General features: G+C 69.2%; 14 protein-coding genes. 10 read left to right on the top strand and 4 right to left on the bottom strand.

From position 1 onward, the window contains the following. Positions 1-15: 15 nt before the first annotated feature. Positions 16-1,224: a SpoIIE family protein phosphatase gene (locus tag NYP07_RS05660; RefSeq protein WP_268148319.1), complete on the bottom strand. Its 1,209-nt coding sequence runs from the start codon at positions 1,222-1,224 to the stop codon at positions 16-18. A gap of 251 nt (positions 1,225-1,475) precedes the next feature. Here NYP07_RS05660 and phaR point away from each other — a divergent pair, with 251 nt between their 5' ends. From phaR to NYP07_RS05645, 3 genes are read left to right on the top strand one after another with little or no spacing between them, the layout of a single operon-like run. Beyond that, positions 1,476-2,018, top strand: a complete 543-nt coding sequence (gene phaR / locus NYP07_RS05655; RefSeq protein ID WP_268148317.1) for a polyhydroxyalkanoate synthesis repressor PhaR — start codon at positions 1,476-1,478, stop codon at positions 2,016-2,018. A 27-nt stretch (positions 2,019-2,045) separates the two neighbouring features. Then, positions 2,046-3,431, top strand: coding sequence for a 30S ribosomal protein S12 methylthiotransferase RimO (gene rimO / locus NYP07_RS05650; RefSeq protein WP_268148315.1), 1,386 nt, complete (start codon positions 2,046-2,048; stop codon positions 3,429-3,431). Further along, positions 3,431-4,618: a PLP-dependent transferase gene (locus tag NYP07_RS05645; protein ID WP_268148313.1), complete on the top strand. Its 1,188-nt coding sequence runs from the start codon at positions 3,431-3,433 to the stop codon at positions 4,616-4,618. The genes rimO and NYP07_RS05645 overlap by 1 nt, the downstream gene beginning before the upstream one ends. Here the strand turns inward: NYP07_RS05645 and smpB are convergent. Further along, positions 4,604-5,062 (bottom strand): SsrA-binding protein SmpB, encoded by a 459-nt coding sequence (smpB, locus tag NYP07_RS05640; RefSeq protein ID WP_268148311.1) that lies wholly within the window; start codon positions 5,060-5,062, stop codon positions 4,604-4,606. The genes NYP07_RS05645 and smpB overlap by 15 nt on opposite strands. A gap of 47 nt (positions 5,063-5,109) precedes the next feature. Here smpB and NYP07_RS05635 point away from each other — a divergent pair, with 47 nt between their 5' ends. Further along, positions 5,110-5,568 (top strand): type II toxin-antitoxin system RatA family toxin, encoded by a 459-nt coding sequence (locus NYP07_RS05635; protein ID WP_268148309.1) that lies wholly within the window; start codon positions 5,110-5,112, stop codon positions 5,566-5,568. Beyond that, a complete protein-coding gene (locus NYP07_RS05630) occupies positions 5,558-5,863 on the top strand; it encodes an RnfH family protein (RefSeq protein ID WP_268148307.1) in 306 nt (101 codons plus the stop codon). Before NYP07_RS05635 ends, NYP07_RS05630 begins: the two co-directional genes overlap by 11 nt. On the opposite strand, the gene NYP07_RS05625 is transcribed toward NYP07_RS05630, so the two are convergent. Further along, positions 5,864-6,367 carry a DUF4124 domain-containing protein gene (locus tag NYP07_RS05625; RefSeq protein ID WP_268148305.1) on the bottom strand — a complete coding sequence of 168 codons (504 nt, stop codon included), beginning with the start codon at positions 6,365-6,367 and terminating at the stop codon, positions 5,864-5,866. It lies immediately after the preceding gene. A gap of 59 nt (positions 6,368-6,426) precedes the next feature. Here NYP07_RS05625 and guaB point away from each other — a divergent pair, with 59 nt between their 5' ends. The 4 genes from guaB (at position 6,427) to NYP07_RS05605 (ending at position 13,764) form a co-directional block, all read left to right on the top strand. Continuing rightward, a complete protein-coding gene (guaB, locus tag NYP07_RS05620) occupies positions 6,427-7,896 on the top strand; it encodes an IMP dehydrogenase (RefSeq protein WP_268148303.1) in 1,470 nt (489 codons plus the stop codon). 58 nt (positions 7,897-7,954) lie between these two features. Further along, on the top strand, positions 7,955-9,202 hold the full coding sequence (locus tag NYP07_RS05615; protein WP_268148301.1) for an MFS transporter: 1,248 nt from the start codon (positions 7,955-7,957) through the stop codon (positions 9,200-9,202). A gap of 20 nt (positions 9,203-9,222) precedes the next feature. After that, the gene (gene guaA, locus NYP07_RS05610) at positions 9,223-10,809 is read left to right on the top strand and encodes a glutamine-hydrolyzing GMP synthase (protein WP_268148299.1); all 1,587 of its coding nucleotides are present in this window, start codon (positions 9,223-9,225) and stop codon (positions 10,807-10,809) included. A gap of 540 nt (positions 10,810-11,349) precedes the next feature. Further along, positions 11,350-13,764 (top strand): protease pro-enzyme activation domain-containing protein, encoded by a 2,415-nt coding sequence (locus NYP07_RS05605; protein WP_268148297.1) that lies wholly within the window; start codon positions 11,350-11,352, stop codon positions 13,762-13,764. Positions 13,765-14,037: 273 nt separating this feature from the next. Here NYP07_RS05605 and NYP07_RS05600 read toward each other — a convergent pair whose 3' ends face one another. After that, positions 14,038-15,936 (bottom strand): S53 family peptidase, encoded by a 1,899-nt coding sequence (locus NYP07_RS05600; RefSeq protein WP_268148295.1) that lies wholly within the window; start codon positions 15,934-15,936, stop codon positions 14,038-14,040. A 282-nt stretch (positions 15,937-16,218) separates the two neighbouring features. Between NYP07_RS05600 and NYP07_RS05595 the strand changes: the two genes are divergently transcribed. Next, positions 16,219-16,437, top strand: a complete 219-nt coding sequence (locus NYP07_RS05595) for a hypothetical protein (RefSeq protein ID WP_268148293.1) — start codon at positions 16,219-16,221, stop codon at positions 16,435-16,437. The last annotated feature ends 3 nt before the right edge of the window (positions 16,438-16,440 follow it).

Genomic DNA, 16,440 nt, shown 5'->3' with positions numbered 1-16,440 from the left:
TTTCAAGAGACGGGTTCAATGCAGGCGGAAGCCGAAGAGGGTCAGGTCGTCGCGGCGCAGCTGCGCGCCCTGGTAGGCGGCCAGGTCGCGCATCAGCGCCTCGCCCAGGTCGCGCATGGGCAGGTCGCGGTGGCGCACCATGGCCTCGCGCAGCCGGCGCTTGCCGAAGGCGATGGACTTGGCGCCGCCGATCTGGTCGATGAGGCCGTCGGTGCAGGCCAGCAGCACGGTGCCGGGGCGCAGCTCCACCTGCTTGCAGGTCCAGGTCGCGTCGGCGGGGGTGTCGGCATAGCCCAGGCCCAGGCGGTCGGCGTCGATGACCTCCACGCCGGTCTGGCCGGGCTCCTGCAGCAGCAGCGGCGTGCGCGCGCCGGCATAGCTGAGGCGGCCGCTGGCGGCGTCGAACCACAGGAAGGCGGCGTCCAGGCCGTCGTTGGAGGCGGTGTTGGCGCCGTCGAGCTGGCCGAGCGAGGCCTTCACGGTGACGCTGACCTCGGCCATCAGCCGCGCCGGGTCGCGCGGGCCATGGCGGTCCAGCGCCTGCCGCAGCGCCGACTGCGCGATCAGCGTCAGGAAGGCGCCGGGCACGCCGTGGCCGGTGCAGTCGGCCACGGCCGCGAACCAGCCGTCCTCATAGTCCTGGAACTGGTAGAAGTCGCCGCCCACGGTGTCGCGCGGCTCCCAGACGAGGCAGGCGTCGGCCAGGCGCCGCTCCAGCGCAGCGGCCGACACGCTGAGCGTGGAGCGCTGGATGACGCTCGCGTAGTCGATGCTCTGCATGATGTGGCGGTTGCGCTCGGCCTGCTGCTCGGCGATGACGCGCATCAGCTCCAGCCCATAGCCCAGGCCCTTGAAGACGCCGTCGGCGGTGACCATGAAGCCGTCGGCCAGCGCCTTCTCGCCGGACTCCACCGTCATCAGCGCGAGCTGCTCGATGGGCGTCAGCGCATCGACGACCAGGGGCTCCTTGTCCATGAAGGCGATGCAGCTCTTCTTGTCGAACAGCTCCTTGTGGAAGGGCTTGGAGATCTGCGACAGGAACAGCGTGCGGTTGATGAGGCCGATGGGCCGGCCCTGTTCCAGCACCGGCAGGCTGTTGAGCTCGCGGTGGCGGCCGAAGATCTCGAAGACGTGGGCGTTGGTGTGCTCGGGCGAGACCGAGATGCAGGACACGGCCAGGTCGCCGGCGACCGGCTGGGCGAAGCGGGACTGGGGCCGCAGCATGGCAGTCGCGGCTGGGGCTTCGGTGAGGGGCACTGCGGGCTCCTGTGCGGGGGATCACGGGCGCTGCAGGTTAGGAAGGTCAAATGCAACGTTTGTGACAGTTCCCTAACACCTTCCGTCCGACCCGCCTGGCCGTGGTGGACATCACGGAATCCCGGCCGGGCCGGTCTGCGCCTGGCTCCAGGTAAACCCGTCCGAAGAGGGCGCCGGCGACTGCCTAGAATTTGCTGCACTGCACAGGAGACTTCCGCATGGCGACAGCCCGCAAGAAGGCGGCGACGACGAACGAGCCAACCGGCGAAGCCCGGCCCGGCCTGCGCATCCTCAAGAAATACCCCAACCGCCGCCTCTACGACACCCAGACCAGCAGCTACATCACGCTGGCCGACGTGAAGCGCATGGTGCTGGACGGCATCGACTTCGAGGTGCACGACGCCAAGACCCAGGAGGACTTGACCCGCTCCATCCTGCTGCAGATCATCCTGGAAGAGGAAACCGGCGGCGTGCCGATGTTCTCCACCAACTCGCTGGCCCAGATCATCCGCTTCTACGGCCACGCCATGCAGGGCGTCATGGGCGGGCTGCTGGAGCGCCAGATGCAGGCCTTCACCGACATGCAACAGCGCTTCACGGAGCAGACGCCGGGCATGCCCTTCACGCCCGAGGCCTGGACGGGCCTGATGGGCGGCTATGCCGAGCAGTCCAAGACGCTGATGAACCAGTGGCAGGAGCAGCTGAAGAACGCCGGCGCGATGTTCCCCTTCGGCGTGCCGCCGACCGGCAAAAAGCCCTGAACCTCGTTCATCGCCGAAAATACGGCGATGAACGAAACGACGACCTCCTCCGTGCCGAAGATCGGCTTCGTATCGCTCGGGTGCCCGAAGGCCCTGACCGACAGCGAGCTGATCCTGACCCAGCTCCGCGCCGAGGGCTACGAGACCTCCAAGACCTTCGCCGGCGCCGACCTGGTCATCGTCAACACCTGCGGCTTCATCGACGACGCCGTCAAGGAGAGCCTGGACACCATCGGCGAGGCCCTGGCCGAGAACGGCAAGGTCATCGTGACCGGCTGCCTTGGCGCCAAGGCCGGCCATGCCAGCAGCGACGCGGGCAGCCTGGTGCGCGAGATCCACCCCAGCGTGCTGGCCGTGACCGGCCCGCATGCGACGCAGGAGGTCATGGACGCGGTGCACACCCATGTGCCCAAGCCCCACGACCCCTTCGTCGACCTGGTGCCCAGCTATGGCATCAAGCTGACGCCCAAGCACTATGCCTACCTGAAGATCAGCGAGGGCTGCAACCATCGCTGCTCCTTCTGCATCATCCCGAGCATGCGCGGCGACCTGGTGTCCCGCCCCATCGGCGACGTGCTGAACGAGGCCCGCGCGCTGTTCGAGAGCGGCGTCAAGGAGCTGCTGGTCATCAGCCAGGACACCTCGGCCTATGGCGTGGACGTGAGGTACCGCACCGGCTTCTGGGACGGCAAGCCGGTCAAGACCCGCATGCTGGACCTCGTCGCCCAGCTCGGCGAGATCGCCAGGCCCTATGGCGCCTGGGTGCGCCTGCACTACGTCTACCCCTACCCGCATGTGGACGAGGTGCTGCCGCTGATGGCCGAGGGGCTGGTGCTGCCCTATCTGGACGTGCCCTTCCAGCATTCCCACCCCGACGTGCTCAAGCGCATGAAGCGCCCGGCCAACGGCGAGAAGAACATGGAGCGAATCCTGCGCTGGCGCGAGGCCTGCCCGGAACTGGTCATCCGCTCGACCTTCATCGCCGGCTTCCCTGGCGAGACCGAGGCCGAGTTCCAGCATCTGCTGGACTTCATGCAGGAGGCCAGGATCGACCGCGCCGGCTGCTTCGCCTATTCGCCCGTCGAGGGCGCCAGCGCCAACGACATTCCCGGCGCGCTGCCCGACGAGGTCCGCGAGGAACGCCGTGCGCGCTTCATGACCGTGGCGGAGGCCGTCTCGGCCGGCAAGCTGCAGGCGCGCGTCGGCCAGACACTGCAGGTGCTGGTCGACTCGGCGCCGGCCTTGGGCCGCAAGGGCGGCGTCGGCCGCTCCTATGCCGATGCGCCCGAGATCGACGGCAGCGTGAAGCTGCTGCCGCCCGAGAAGGCCAGCAAGACGATGAAGGTCGGCGACTTCGTGCGTGCCCGCATCGTCGCGGCCGATGGCCACGACTTGGTGGCGAGCCTGGTCTGATGGCAAAGCAGGCGCCCAGCACCCAGCTCATTCACCACCCCTACCGCGCCCCGGAAGGCTGGGACGCGGTGCCGGTGCCCGTGGCCAAGGCCTCGACCGTGCTGTTCAAGGACACGGCCGACCTGCACAAGCCGCGGCCGCGCGACGGCCTGAGCTACCGCTACGGCCTGCACGGCACGCCCACCAGCTACACGCTGGCCGCGCGTCTGGCCACGCTGGAGCATGCCGAGCACTGCCTGCTCGTGCCCAGCGGCCTGGCCGCGGTGACGCTGCCCTCGCTGGCCATCTTGCGCCCGGGCGACGAGGTGCTGGTGCCCGACAACGTCTACGGCCAGAACCGCTACCTGACCGAATCCTGGCTGCCGCAATGGGGCGTCACGCACCGTTTCTACGACCCGCTGAAGGTGCCGGATCTGCGCGCCAACACGAAACTCGTCTGGCTGGAAGCCGCGGGCTCGATCACGCTGGAGTTCCCGGACCTGCTGGGCACGCTGGCGGCCTGCCGCGCGCGTGGCGTCGTCACGGCGCTGGACAACACCTGGGGCGCGGGCCTGGCCTTCAACGGCTTCGAGCCGGCGCCCAAGACCCACCCGGGCCTGGGTGCCGACATCGTCATGCAGGCGCTGACCAAATACCCGAGCGGCGGCGCCGACGTGTTGATGGGCTCGGTCTGCACGCGCGACCGCAAGCTGCACGACCGGCTCAACCATGCGCACGAGCACCTGGGCTATGGCCTGGGCCAGAACGACGTGGAGCTGGTGCTGCGCGGCCTGCCGACGATGCCCTTGCGCTACGCGGCCCAGGACCGCGTCACGCGCGAGCTGGCGAGCTGGATGGCCGGCCGTGCGGAGGTCGCGCAGGTCTTCCACCCGGCGCTGCCCGGCTCGCCGGGGCACGAAAACTGGCTCGCGGTCGGCGGCGCCGCTGCGGCCTGCCTGTTCTCGGCCGTGTTCAAGCCCGAGTTCAGCCCGGCGCAGGTGGATGCCTTCGTTGATGCGCTGCAGCTCTTCGGCATCGGCTACTCGTGGGCGGGGCCGATGAGCCTGGCCGTGCCCTACGACATGAGCCGCAGCCGCAACCTGCCGCTGCCTTTCAACGGCGGCACGCTGGTGCGGTTCGCGATTGGCCTTGAAGACGGCAACGACCTCAAGGCCGATATCACACAGGCGCTGTCAGCCCTTCGCTGACACCTTGTGCCGCATCAGCTGACCCTTCTGGCGCTCCCAGTCCCGCTTCTTCTCGGTCTCGCGCTTGTCGTGCTGGGCCTTGCCCTTGGCGAGCGCGATGTCGGCCTTCACGCGGCCGCCCTTGTAGTGCAGGTTCAGCGGCACGAGAGTGAAGCCGCGCTGCTCGACCTTGCCGACCAGGCGCTTGATCTCCGCCTTGTGCATCAGCAGCTTCTTCGTGCGGTCGGCCTCGGGGCTGACGTGGGTGGAGGCGCTGCGCAGCGCGTTGATGCGGCAGCCGATCAGGAAGAGCTCGCCGTCCTTGATCATCACGTAGCCATCGGTCAACTGGACCTGGCCCGCGCGGATGGCCTTGATCTCCCAGCCCGACAGCACGACACCGGCCTCGAACTGTTCCTCGATGTGGTAGTCGTAGCGGGCGCGGCGGTTCTCGGCGATGGACATGGAAAGGGATGTGGGGCTTGAGGCCCTTCTTACAATCCCGTCATTCTATGAAGCAGGTCAAAAAGTCCGTTCTGCTCTGGTACACGCCGCGCGAGATGTACGAGCTGGTCACCCAGGTGGAGCGCTATCCCGAGTTCCTGCCCTGGTGCAACAAGGTCGAGATGCTGGCCCAGGAGCCCGACAGCGTCACGGCGCGCCTGCACCTCGCCTATGCGGGCGTGCGGCACGCGTTCACGACGCGCAACCGCAACGAGGACGGCCGCAGCGTGCGCATGGAGCTGGTCGACGGGCCGTTCTCGCATCTCGACGGCCTGTGGCAGTTCATGCCGCTGAACAAGCCTGGCGCCGGTGGCGAGGCGACGGCCTGCAAGGTCGGCTTCGAGCTGAGCTATGCCTTCAGCAGCGGCGCGCTGGAGGCCGTCGTCAGCCCCGTGTTCGACCGCATCGCCAACACCTTCGTCGACAGCTTCGTGCAGCGCGCGGAAAGCCTCTACGGTGCGCGTTGAACTGGTCTGGAGCCCGGCGGCCGGCGATGTGCAGCAGCGCTGGCTGGACGTGGAGGAGGGCGCCACCATCGAGTCCGCGCTGCGCGGCTGCGCGGGCTTCAGCCCGCCGCCGGGCGAACTGCGCGTCGGCATCTGGGGCCGCCTGCGGCCGCTGGACACGCAGCTGCGCGAGCGCGACCGCATCGAGGTCTACCGGCCGCTGACCGTCGACCCCAAGGAGGCGCGCCGGCAGCGCCATGCCAAGCGGGGCGAGCGCATCGTGTCGCGCCACCGGCCCAAGGCCGGCAGCGGCTGATCAGCGGCACTCGCTGGTGATCAGGCCGCGCGTGCGGTCGACCTCGGCCTGGCGCTGGGCATCGTCCATGTAGACGCGTTCGCCCTGCTCGTTGGTGCGCGTGATGCGGGCGCCGTTCTGCAGGTCGCGCAGATTGGCCTGGGCGCGGGAGCAGTTCTCGCGGCGCTGGTCGGCGGCGCGGCGTTCCTCTTCCTTCTGCTTGGCGGCCTGGCTGTCCTGCTCCTGCTTCTGGCGCGCGGCGGCTTCCAGCTCGGCCTTGGTCGGCGCGCTGGCCGCCGGCTTGGGCGCGGGCGCGCTGGCCGCCTGGCCGACCGGGCCGACGATGATGGTCGGCCGTGCCGGCGCGTTCGGGCGCTGCAGGATGTCCTTGTCCGCGACGCCGGCGGGCGGCGGCATGTCGCTGTACTGCACATTGCCCTTGGCGTCGCGCCACTTCCATTGAGCCTGGGCGGAGGCGGCCAGGGTCAGGCCGATCAGGGCGACGAACAGGGGTTTGTGGCGCATCCGGGCAGTGTAGCCCGGCACCCTCCGTATAATGCCGCTTTGCGTCTGGAGCTTTCCTCATGCGCCTTCTTGGCAAAGCGCTCACCTTCGACGATGTTCTGTTGGTGCCGGCGTTCTCCCAGGTGTTGCCCCGCGACACCAGCCTTGCGACCCGTCTGTCGCGCAACATCCCCCTGAACCTGCCGCTGGTGTCCGCCGCGATGGACACGGTGACCGAGGCCCGCCTCGCGATTGCCATCGCCCAGGAAGGCGGCATCGGCATCGTGCACAAGAACCTCAGCGCCGAGGCCCAGGCGCGCGAGGTGGCGCGGGTCAAGCGCTACGAGAGCGGCGTCGTCCGCGAGCCGCTGACCATTGCCCCCGACGCCAGCGTGCGCGAGGTCGTCGAGCTGACCCGCATGCACGGCTTCTCGGGCTTCCCGGTCGTCGAGGGCAAGCGTGTCGTCGGCATCGTCACCGGCCGCGACCTGCGCTTCGAGACGCGCATGGACGCCAAGGTCCGCGAGATCATGACGCCGGCCGAGAAGCTCGTCACCGTCAAGGAAGGTGCCTCGCTGGAGCAGGCCAAGGCGCTGATGCACACGCACAAGCTGGAGCGCGTCGTCGTCGTCAATGACGCCTTCGAGCTGCGCGGGCTGATGACGGTCAAGGACATCACCAAGCAGACCAGCTTCCCCAACGCGGCACGCGATGCCCACGGCGGCCTGCGCGTCGGCGCGGCGGTCGGCTTCGGCGACGACACCGAGCAGCGCGTCGAGCTGCTGGTGCGCGCCGGCGTCGACGCCATCATCGTCGACACGGCCCATGGCCACAGCGCCGGCGTGCTGGAGCGCGTGCGCTGGGTCAAGCGCGCCTATCCCAACGTCGACGTCATCGGCGGCAACATCGCCACCGGCGCCGCGGCGCTGGCGCTGGTCGAGGCCGGCGCCGACGGCGTCAAGGTCGGCATCGGTCCCGGCTCCATCTGCACGACCCGCATCGTCGCGGGCGTGGGCGTGCCGCAGATCACCGCCATCGACAGCGTCGTGACGGCGCTCAGAGGCACCGGCGTGCCGGTCATCGCCGACGGCGGCATCCGCTACTCGGGCGACGTGGCCAAGGCCATCGCGGCCGGCGCGGACACGGTCATGATGGGCGGCGCCTTCGCCGGCACCGAGGAAGCCCCGGGCGAAACCATCCTCTACCAGGGCCGCACCTTCAAGAGCTACCGCGGCATGGGCTCGATGGGCGCGATGGCCAAGGGCAGCGCCGACCGCTACTTCCAGGCTGAGACGGGCAACAACCCCAACACGTCCAAGCTGGTGCCCGAGGGCATCGAGGGCCAGGTGCCCTACAAGGGCTCGGTCGTGCAGGTCATCTTCCAGATGGCCGGCGGCCTGAAGGCCTCGATGCACTACTGCGGCTGCGGCAGCATCGCCGACATGCAGAGCAAGGCCGAGTTCGTCGAGATCACGACGGCGGGCATGCGCGAGAGCCATGTCCACGACGTGCAGATCACGAAGGAAGCGCCGAACTACCGGAGCGAATGAGCTGAACCGGCTCGAACGGGGCGACCAGATCGCCCCGTTTTTGTTTTCGTCACCCCGCATGAACTCCCGCCCCACCTCCCGCTCCCCGGCCATGGGCTTCATCATGGCCACGGTGCTGATCGACATGATCTCGGTCGGCCTCATCATCCCGGTGCTGCCGCAGCTGGTGGGCGGCTTCGCGCAGTCGCCGGGCGAGCAGATCGCCGCCTACGGCACGGTGGCGACGGCCTTCGCGATCGCGAACTTCCTCAGCTCGCCGGTGCTCGGCGCGCTGTCGGACCGCTTCGGCCGCCGGCCCGTGCTGCTGATGGGCTTCACCGGCCTGGCCTGCTCCTTCTTCATCACGGCCATCGCGACCCAGCTGTGGATGCTGGTGGTGGTGCGCTTGTTCAGCGGCGCGATGAACGCCAACGCGGCCGTCGCCAACGCCTACGTCGCCGACATCACGCCGCCCGAGCAGCGCGGCAGGCGCTACGGGCTGCTGGGCGCGATGTTCGGCCTGGGCTTCATCCTCGGGCCGGTGATCGGCGGCATCCTCGGCGGCCGCTACGGGCTGCGCGCGCCCTTCTTCGCGGCCGGTGCACTGGCCGTCTGCAACGGCCTCTACGGCTTCTTCGTGCTGCCCGAGTCGCTGCCCAGCGACCGCCGCCGCGCCTTCAGCTGGGCGCGCGTGAACCCGGTCGCCTCGCTGATGCATCTGTTCGAGCTCAAGGGCATCGGTGCGCTGCTCATCGTCATCGCGCTGGGCAGCCTCGCGCAGTTCATGCTGCACACGACCTGGGCCCTCTACACCGGCCACAAGTTCGGCTGGAACCCGGAGCAGATCGGCTATTCGCTGCTCGCGGTCGGCGTGATGTCGGTGCTGGGCCAGGGCCTGCTGGCCGGGCCGTTCACGAAATGGCTGGGCGCGCCGCGGCTGATGGTGGCCGGCATGCTGTCCTCGGGCCTGTGCTACCTCGCCTGGGGCCTGGCGTCCCAGGGCTGGGAGATGTATGCGGCCATCTTCGCCAACGTCGTCGGCTTCGCGGCCGGCGCCGCCGGCCAGACCGTCATCGCCAATGCCGCCGATCCCAAGTCCCAGGGCCAGACCATGGGCGCCGTCACCGGCCTGTCCAGCCTGATGATGGTCATCGCGCCCATCCTCGGCCCGCGCCTGCTGCAGCCCTTCGCTGACCTGCCGCCGACCGACTGGCGCGTCGGCATGCCCTACTACCTCGGCGGCGCGCTGCTGCTGGCCGCCGCGGCACTCGCCTCCGTGCATTTCGCGCGCCTGCGCCGCGCTCCCGCGGCCGCCGCCGCGTCCTGAATCCCATCCTCGAGATCGCCATGCAACACGACAAGGTCCTCATCCTCGACTTCGGCTCCCAGGTCACCCAGCTCATCGCGCGGCGCGTGCGCGACGCGTCGGTCTACTGCGAGATCCATCCGAACGACGTGTCGGACGACTTCATCAAGAGCTACGCACCCAAGGCCATCATCCTCAGCGGCAGCCACGCCTCCACCTACGAGGACCACGAGCTGCGCGCGCCGCAGGCCGTCTGGGACGCCGGCGTGCCGGTGCTGGGCATCTGCTACGGCATGCAGACCATGGCCGTGCAGCTGGGCGGCAGCGTCGAGTGGAGCGACCACCGCGAGTTCGGCTACGCCGAGGTCAGGGCGCATGGCCACACCCAGCTGCTCGACGGCATCCAGGACTTCGAGACGCCCGAGAAGCACGGCATGCTCAAGGTCTGGATGAGCCATGGCGACAAGGTCGCGGCGCTGCCGCCGGGCTTCAAGCTGATGGCCTCCACGCCCAACTGCCCCATCGCCGGCATGGCCGACGAGGCGCGTGGCTTCTATGCGGTGCAGTTCCACCCCGAGGTTACGCACACGCCGCAGGGCGAGGCGCTGCTGCGCCGCTTCGTGCGCGACATCGCCGGCTGCAAGGGCGACTGGCAGATGGGCAGCTATATCGACGAGGCGGTCGCCCGGATCCGCGAGCAGGTCGGCGACGAGGAAGTCATCCTCGGCCTGTCCGGCGGCGTCGACTCGTCGGTGGCCGCGGCGCTGATCCACCGCGCCATCGGCGACCAGCTGACCTGCGTCTTCGTCGACCACGGCCTGCTGCGGCTGAACGAGGGCCGCATGGTCATGGAGATGTTTGCCGGCCGCCTGCACGCCAAGGTCGTGCACGTGGACGCGAGCGAACAGTTCCTGGGCAAGCTGGCCGGCGTGACCGACCCCGAGCGCAAGCGCAAGATCATCGGCGCCGAGTTCGTCGAGGTCTTCCAGGCCGAGGCCAGGAAACTGACGAACGCCAAGTGGCTGGCCCAGGGCACCATCTACCCCGACGTGGTGGAGAGCGGCGGCACCAAGACCAAGAAGGCCACGACGATCAAGAGCCACCACAACGTCGGCGGCCTGCCCGAGACGCTGGGCCTGAAGCTGCTGGAGCCGCTGCGCGAGCTGTTCAAGGACGAGGTGAGGGCGCTCGGCGTGGCCCTGGGCCTGCCGCCCGACATGGTCTACCGCCATCCCTTCCCCGGCCCGGGCCTGGGCGTGCGCATCCTCGGCGAGATCAGGAAGGACTTCGCCGACCTGCTGCGCCGCGCCGACGCGATCTTCATCGAGGAGCTGCGCAACACCATCGACCCGGGCACCGGCAAGAGCTGGTATGCGCTGACCTCGCAGGCCTTCGCCGTCTTCCTGCCGGTGAAGAGCGTGGGCGTCATGGGCGACGGCCGCACCTATGACTACGTGGTCGCGCTGCGCGCCGTGCAGACCAGCGACTTCATGACCGCCGACTGGGCCGAGCTCCCCTACAGCCTGCTGAAGAAGACCTCGGGCCGCATCATCAACGAGGTGCGCGGCATCAACCGCGTGACCTACGACGTATCGAGCAAGCCGCCCGCGACCATCGAGTGGGAGTGAGCCGGCAACTGGCCGGCCGGGCACGGCACCGCTTCCGACGCGGCGCCGGCGGCGCCGTGCCGGTCGCCGAAACCGTCGGTGCCGGCAGAGGGCTCGACGGGCTGCCGAGGTTCTCTCGGCACGGCGAGCGGGCTGTCAAGCCCTGAACGTCGCAAGCTTGCGTCAAGCTGTCGACCTGCGCGCAAAACGGTGCCCCATCGTGTGCCGGGGCGGTGAGCCGGGAGGCTCTGCCGCCACACAAAAAGCCAGGCTCTTCATAGAGGGCTGACGGCTCCCGGCCCTGGCTCAGGCGTTGCTGCCGGGCCTCTTGGCACGTCGTTGAGGCTGAAAACACCGACGGGATCACCCGCATGGCTCCAGGGGTTGCACGCCACAAGAATCCGCCCCCGCGTCGCCGGTCGCGTCCCAAAAGGGTTGCAGCGCGAAGGGCGGCGGCACGTTGGGTCGGTGGAGCCTCGACATGATCGAAGCGCCGCCGTGATGTCAAAGCGTCCCCGTGCCTCATCGGCACGAAACGCTCAACCTTTGAGGCTTCATCTCATGAAACTGTTAAGGCATACCTTGAACCTGGTCGTCGCTGCGGCGCTGGGCGCCGCTGCGTTCAGCACCGCGGCCGGCAGCTACGCGACGGCGTCCGCCCCGGTGCCCGGCGCCTGGGTCGCGACGCACACCAAGGCGCACGCGCTCGCCTACGTCGACGCGACCGATGCCGGCGCCATGGCCGACAACGCGATGGTGCATATCGCGGTCTCTCTCAAGCTGCGCAACAAGGACGCCCTGGACGCGCTGACGCAGCGCCTGGCGTCGGGGCAGTCCAGGCAGCATCTGACGCAGGCCCAGTTCCTCGAGAACCATGCGCCGACGCGCGAGCAGGCCGTGAAGGTCGTGAACTATCTGCGTTCGCACGGCTTCAGCAACGTTGAACTGGCGGCCAACCGCCTGCTGGTCACCGCCGACGGCACGCCGGGCCAGATCCAGGCCGCCTTCCAGGCCCAGATGCGGCATTTCAAGGTCAAGGGCCGGCTGGCGCATGCCAATGTGACCGACGTCAACGTGCCCGCCACGCTGGCAGACAGCGTGCTCGCCGTCACCGGCCTGCAGACGGTGCACATGGCGCACACCACGATGCGCCTCGCCCGCACCCAGGCTGCGGCGCCGCAGGCCATCGTCGGCATCAACCCGACGCTGTTCCCGAGCATCTACGGCGCCAGCGGCATGCCGTCCGCGTCGACGGCCACCATCGGCATCATCACCCAGGGCAGCATGACGCAGACCGTCGCCGACCTGAAGACCTTCGCGGCCAACGCCGGCTATCCGGTGCCGCCCGTCAGCGTCGTGACCGTGGGCTCCGCCAGCACGGACACCTCGGGCGTGGACGAATGGAACATGGACTCCCAGAGTTCGCTCGCGGCGGCCGGCGGCACGATCAAGTCGATGCTGCTCTACACCGCCACCACGCTGAGCGATGCAGACCTCACCACGACCTACAACAAGGCGGTGAGCGACAACCTCGCCAAGGTCATCAACGTGTCGCTGGGCGAGTGCGAGACCGCGGCCAAGAGCTCCGGCATCACGGCCTCCAACGACCAGATCTTCCAGACGGCGGTGGCGCAGGGCCAGACCTTCTCGGTGTCTTCGGGTGACTCCGGCTCCTACGAGTGCGGCGGCAGCACCAGCCAGCAGAGCTACCCCGCCGTGTCGCCTTATGTGATGGCCATTGGCGGCACGACGCTGTCGACCAGCGGCGGCACCTGGGTGGGCGAAACGGCCTGGAGCTGCAGCGGCCCGACCACCTGCCCGCAAAGCGCCTCTGGTGGCACCGGCGGCGGCGTCAGCAGCACCGAGGCTGCCCCCAGCTGGCAGACCTCGGCCGGCGTGCTGACGACCGCGGGCAAGCGAGGCGTTCCGGACATCGCCTTCGACGCGGCGCCGAGCAGCGGGGCGCTCATCCTGGTCAACGGCGCGAACGTGCAGATTGGCGGCACCAGTCTGGCCGCGCCCCTGTTCACCGGCTTCTACAGCCGCATCCAGGCGGCCCACGGCAACACGCTGGGTTTTCCGGCGTCGACGCTTTACGCCGGTGCGGCGGCCAATCCGTCGTGGTTCCATGACGTGACTTCCGGCAGCAACGGCGGCTACAGCGCCGGTGTGGGCTGGGACTACGTCACCGGCTACGGCAGCCTGCAGGTGCAGAACTTCTCGAGCGCCTTCGGCAGCGGTGGCTCCACGCTGACGGCCAACTTCAGCTGCAGCACGTCCGGCCTGGTCGCGACATGCACCGACAGCTCGACCGACAGCGGCGGCACCATCAGCGGGCACTCGTGGACCTTCGGCGACGGCGGCACGTCCACCGCCACCAGCCCCAGCCACAGCTACGCCGCTGCGGGAACCTACACGGTGACCGAGACGGTGACCGAGTCCGGCACCGGCAAGACCGCCAGCAAGACGTCCACGGTGACCGTGAGCTCGGGCAGCACATCGTCGCAGCTCTTGCTCAACACCGGCTTTGAAAACGGCATGACCTCCTGGACCGCCACGTCCGGCGTGGGCTGCACCAACGCCAGCTGCGCGGGCGAGACGGCCCATGGCGGCACCGGCTTCGCGTGGCTGGACGGTTATGGCAGCATCCACACGGACTCCGTCAGCCAGAGCGTGGCCATCCCGGCCGGCAAGAGCAGCGCCACGCTGTCCTTCTACCTGCACATCGACACCCGGGAGACCACCACCTCCACGGCTTACGACACCCTCAAGGTGCAGGTGCTGAACAGTTCGGGCGCGGTGCTTGCCACGCTGGCGACCTACTCCAACCTCAACGCCGCGACGGGCTATGTGCTCAGGAGCCTGGACATGAGCGCCTACATCGGGCAGACCGTGACGATCAAGTTCGTGGGCACCGAGGACTCGTCGCTGGCGACGTCCTTCGTGCTGGACGACGTCACGCTGACCGTGCAGTAAGCATCCTTCGCGCTCTGGACCTGGGGCGGCCCATCGGGCCGCCCTTTTTCTTGGTTCATCGCCGAACTACTCCGGGGCAGGCGAGGGCGCGAGCGGCATGGGTGCCCGCGAAGGAGCTTCTTCGTCGCGGCGGCGCTCGTCTGCGACTGTCCGGCGGCGGGATCTGCACGTCGGGAACCGCCTCGGCCCCATGCAAAAGAGCCAGGGCCCTTGCGGACCCTGGCTCCTCGCGATGTCGGCTCGCGTGGCCCGCAGGCCGCGCGACGGCGGGCTTCAGCGGATGGCCTGTACCAGTGCCGCCGCGTTGATGGTGCCCAGGCCGGCGCCGGGCTCATAGCCCGTCACGCCGCCGTAGAACCAGTTGTCGCCGGCGGTGATGTCCACCGTGCCGGGCTGGGGCTGGCGGCGCCAGCCTTCGCCACGGCTGCCGTAGAGCATCGGGTGCAGCAGGCCCAGGCGCGAGGACTTGGCCTGCGAGACCAGCGCGAAGATGCCGTTGAGCTGCGGCGACGCGAAGCTCGTGCCGCCGTAGCCGGCGATCCAGCCGCCGTCCGTCGTCGAATAGACGAGGTAGCCGGTGTAGGGGTCGGAGTTCAGCGAGATGTCGGGCAGGTTGCGGCCCTTCACGTTGGCCGGCACCGTGTACAGATAGCTCTGCACGCCGGTGCGCGGGTCGGTGTAGGTCCAGACCTGGTTGGGCTCGCTGCGGCGGATGCCCTTGGTGTGCTTCTGGTAGTCGGGCTGCGGCCAGAACACGCTGACGCCGCCGCCGCCGCCGACCGAGAAGTAGTAGTCCTTGAAGGCGTTGCCGTAGTTGGCGATCAGGTAGGGGTTGAAGTAGTCCCAGCCCCAGACCTGCTCGGTCGGCACGTGGACGACGCCGTATTTGCGCTGGATGTCGGCCGCGATCGTCGTGCCGCCGGCCGCGATGACATAGGGGTCGGACGCGGGCGAGTCCACCGTCAGGATCTTGGAGAAGGCGGGGTAGGGCGCCACCGAGTTGGTGTCGTAGGCGCCGTCGTCGCCGGCCGACGCGAAGGTCGAGATGCCCTGGGCCGCCGCCTCGGCGAAGACCTGGTGGTAGGCCACCAGCACGCCCAGGCTTTCGCTGGAGACGCCGGGGATCTCGTAGTTCAGGAGCTCCGGCGAACCCCAGCTGACCGACAGCGTGTCCACGGTGTTGTCGGCCACGGCCTTGTAGAAGACGTCGATGAAGCCGGCCTCGGTGTTCGGCGCGTCGTAGACGACCATCTTGGCATCGGGGGCCAGTCCGCCGGACTGCTGCACGTCCAGCGTCGTCTCGCCCGAGCCCGCGTTGGCCGACAGGTCGCCGCCGCCGTCCACGTGCACCTGCGTGATCCGCGTCGGCGACACGTTCAGGCCGATGGCGTTCCAGTAGGCGTAGGCGTCGGACGGGTAGAAGTTGGCCAGCGTCGCGATGCCGATGGTCCGGCCCTGGCCGGTGATGCCCCTGGCATAGAGCGGGTTCACGCCGTACAGATTGGCCACGTCGCCGGTCGTGAAGCTGCCCGGCACGCCGGTGGCGGTGCTGTTGCCGGCCGGCAGGACCACGGCGGGCCGTGCCTCGCCCAGGCCGGCGGCCTTGGCCCTGGCCTGGGTGGAGTGGGGCTTGAACTGTGCCGACTGCGTGTTCAGCCCGGCCACGTAGAGGATCACGTCGTCCAGATCCCTCGGCACCTTGTGGCCACGGGCCGGCCGGCGGAAGGCCTTGCCGTCGCTGTCGCGGTAGTCGTGCAGGATGGCCTGGAAGGCCTGCGTGAACTGGGCCGCCGTGCCGGTGGCCTTGATGATGAGGCCGTTGGGGTAGACCTCGTTGACGGCGATGCCGTTGGCGGCGAGGAAGTCGGTCACGCGGCGGATCTCGCCGCGGCTGGGCGCGAAAGCGGCGCGGAACTGCTCGACGCTGAGGAAGCGGTGGTAGAGCGGGCTGTCGGGGTCGACGGTGGCCGCGATATAGGCGTCCAGCTCGTCGGCGTGGCGCAGCTTCAGCACGATGGAGACGGTCTGCGTCGCGTCGGCCGCGGTGGCGCCCAGGTCCTGGGGCGCAGCGCCGGAGCGGCCGGCCAGGGCGGCGGGCGCGGCGGTCGCCACGATCAGGGCGCACGCGGCGGCCTGCATCAGGTCATGGAGTCTGTGCTTGCGGATTGGCATGGGATTCCTTGTGTGGAAGTGAGGCCCCGGTCGGGCCAGGCCCGCGGGTTCTACGGGGCGTGCCGGCGAGCGTCAACCGGGCAAGCCTGTCCCCTGAACGGGTGGGGCGCTGTCACATGGCGTCGCCCTGCATCGGGCCTGTCGCGGGCCGAACCGGTGCGTCGGAGCCTGGGCGGCGGTTCGATCGCTGCAGGCGGCTTGACCAAACTTTACGCAGCCTGCGCCGGCCGACGCCGGGCCGCCACAATGCAGAGCCCACCACCCAGCGACGAGGATTCCATCGTGCGTGCCGCCTTCAGCCTTCTCGCCCTCGTCATCGTCGCGGCCATCGTGCTGTCGCTGGCCAAGAAGCAGGCCACGGCGCTGAAGCCGCCGGCCGGCGCCGCCTCCGCCGCGAGCGCGGCCCTGCCCGTGCCCCAGGCCGTGGGCCAGCAGGTGCAGGGCAGCCTCGATGACGCGGCAAGGCGCGCGGCCGAGGCGGCGTCCGCCGCGACGAACTGAGGC

Origin of the sequence: Pelomonas aquatica, assembly GCF_026712205.1 — a bacterium.
Taxonomy (GTDB): domain Bacteria; phylum Pseudomonadota; class Gammaproteobacteria; order Burkholderiales; family Burkholderiaceae_C; genus Pelomonas; species Pelomonas aquatica.
Note: the sequence above shows the minus strand (reverse complement) of the source record. Positions and strands in the feature narration are given on the sequence as shown.

Coding starts and splice junctions, on each gene's coding strand:
- NYP07_RS05600 (WP_268148295.1), bottom strand. CDS start 15,936: ATGCCAATCCGCAAGCACAGACTCCATGACCTGATGCAGGCCGCCGCG.
- smpB (WP_268148311.1), bottom strand. CDS start 5,062: ATGTCCATCGCCGAGAACCGCCGCGCCCGCTACGACTACCACATCGAG.
- phaR (WP_268148317.1), top strand. CDS start 1,476: ATGGCGACAGCCCGCAAGAAGGCGGCGACGACGAACGAGCCAACCGGC.
- NYP07_RS05660 (WP_268148319.1), bottom strand. CDS start 1,224: ATGCTGCGGCCCCAGTCCCGCTTCGCCCAGCCGGTCGCCGGCGACCTG.
- NYP07_RS05615 (WP_268148301.1), top strand. CDS start 7,955: ATGAACTCCCGCCCCACCTCCCGCTCCCCGGCCATGGGCTTCATCATG.
- NYP07_RS05635 (WP_268148309.1), top strand. CDS start 5,110: ATGAAGCAGGTCAAAAAGTCCGTTCTGCTCTGGTACACGCCGCGCGAG.
- NYP07_RS05625 (WP_268148305.1), bottom strand. CDS start 6,367: ATGCGCCACAAACCCCTGTTCGTCGCCCTGATCGGCCTGACCCTGGCC.
- guaA (WP_268148299.1), top strand. CDS start 9,223: ATGCAACACGACAAGGTCCTCATCCTCGACTTCGGCTCCCAGGTCACC.
- guaB (WP_268148303.1), top strand. CDS start 6,427: ATGCGCCTTCTTGGCAAAGCGCTCACCTTCGACGATGTTCTGTTGGTG.
- NYP07_RS05645 (WP_268148313.1), top strand. CDS start 3,431: ATGGCAAAGCAGGCGCCCAGCACCCAGCTCATTCACCACCCCTACCGC.
- NYP07_RS05605 (WP_268148297.1), top strand. CDS start 11,350: ATGAAACTGTTAAGGCATACCTTGAACCTGGTCGTCGCTGCGGCGCTG.
- rimO (WP_268148315.1), top strand. CDS start 2,046: ATGAACGAAACGACGACCTCCTCCGTGCCGAAGATCGGCTTCGTATCG.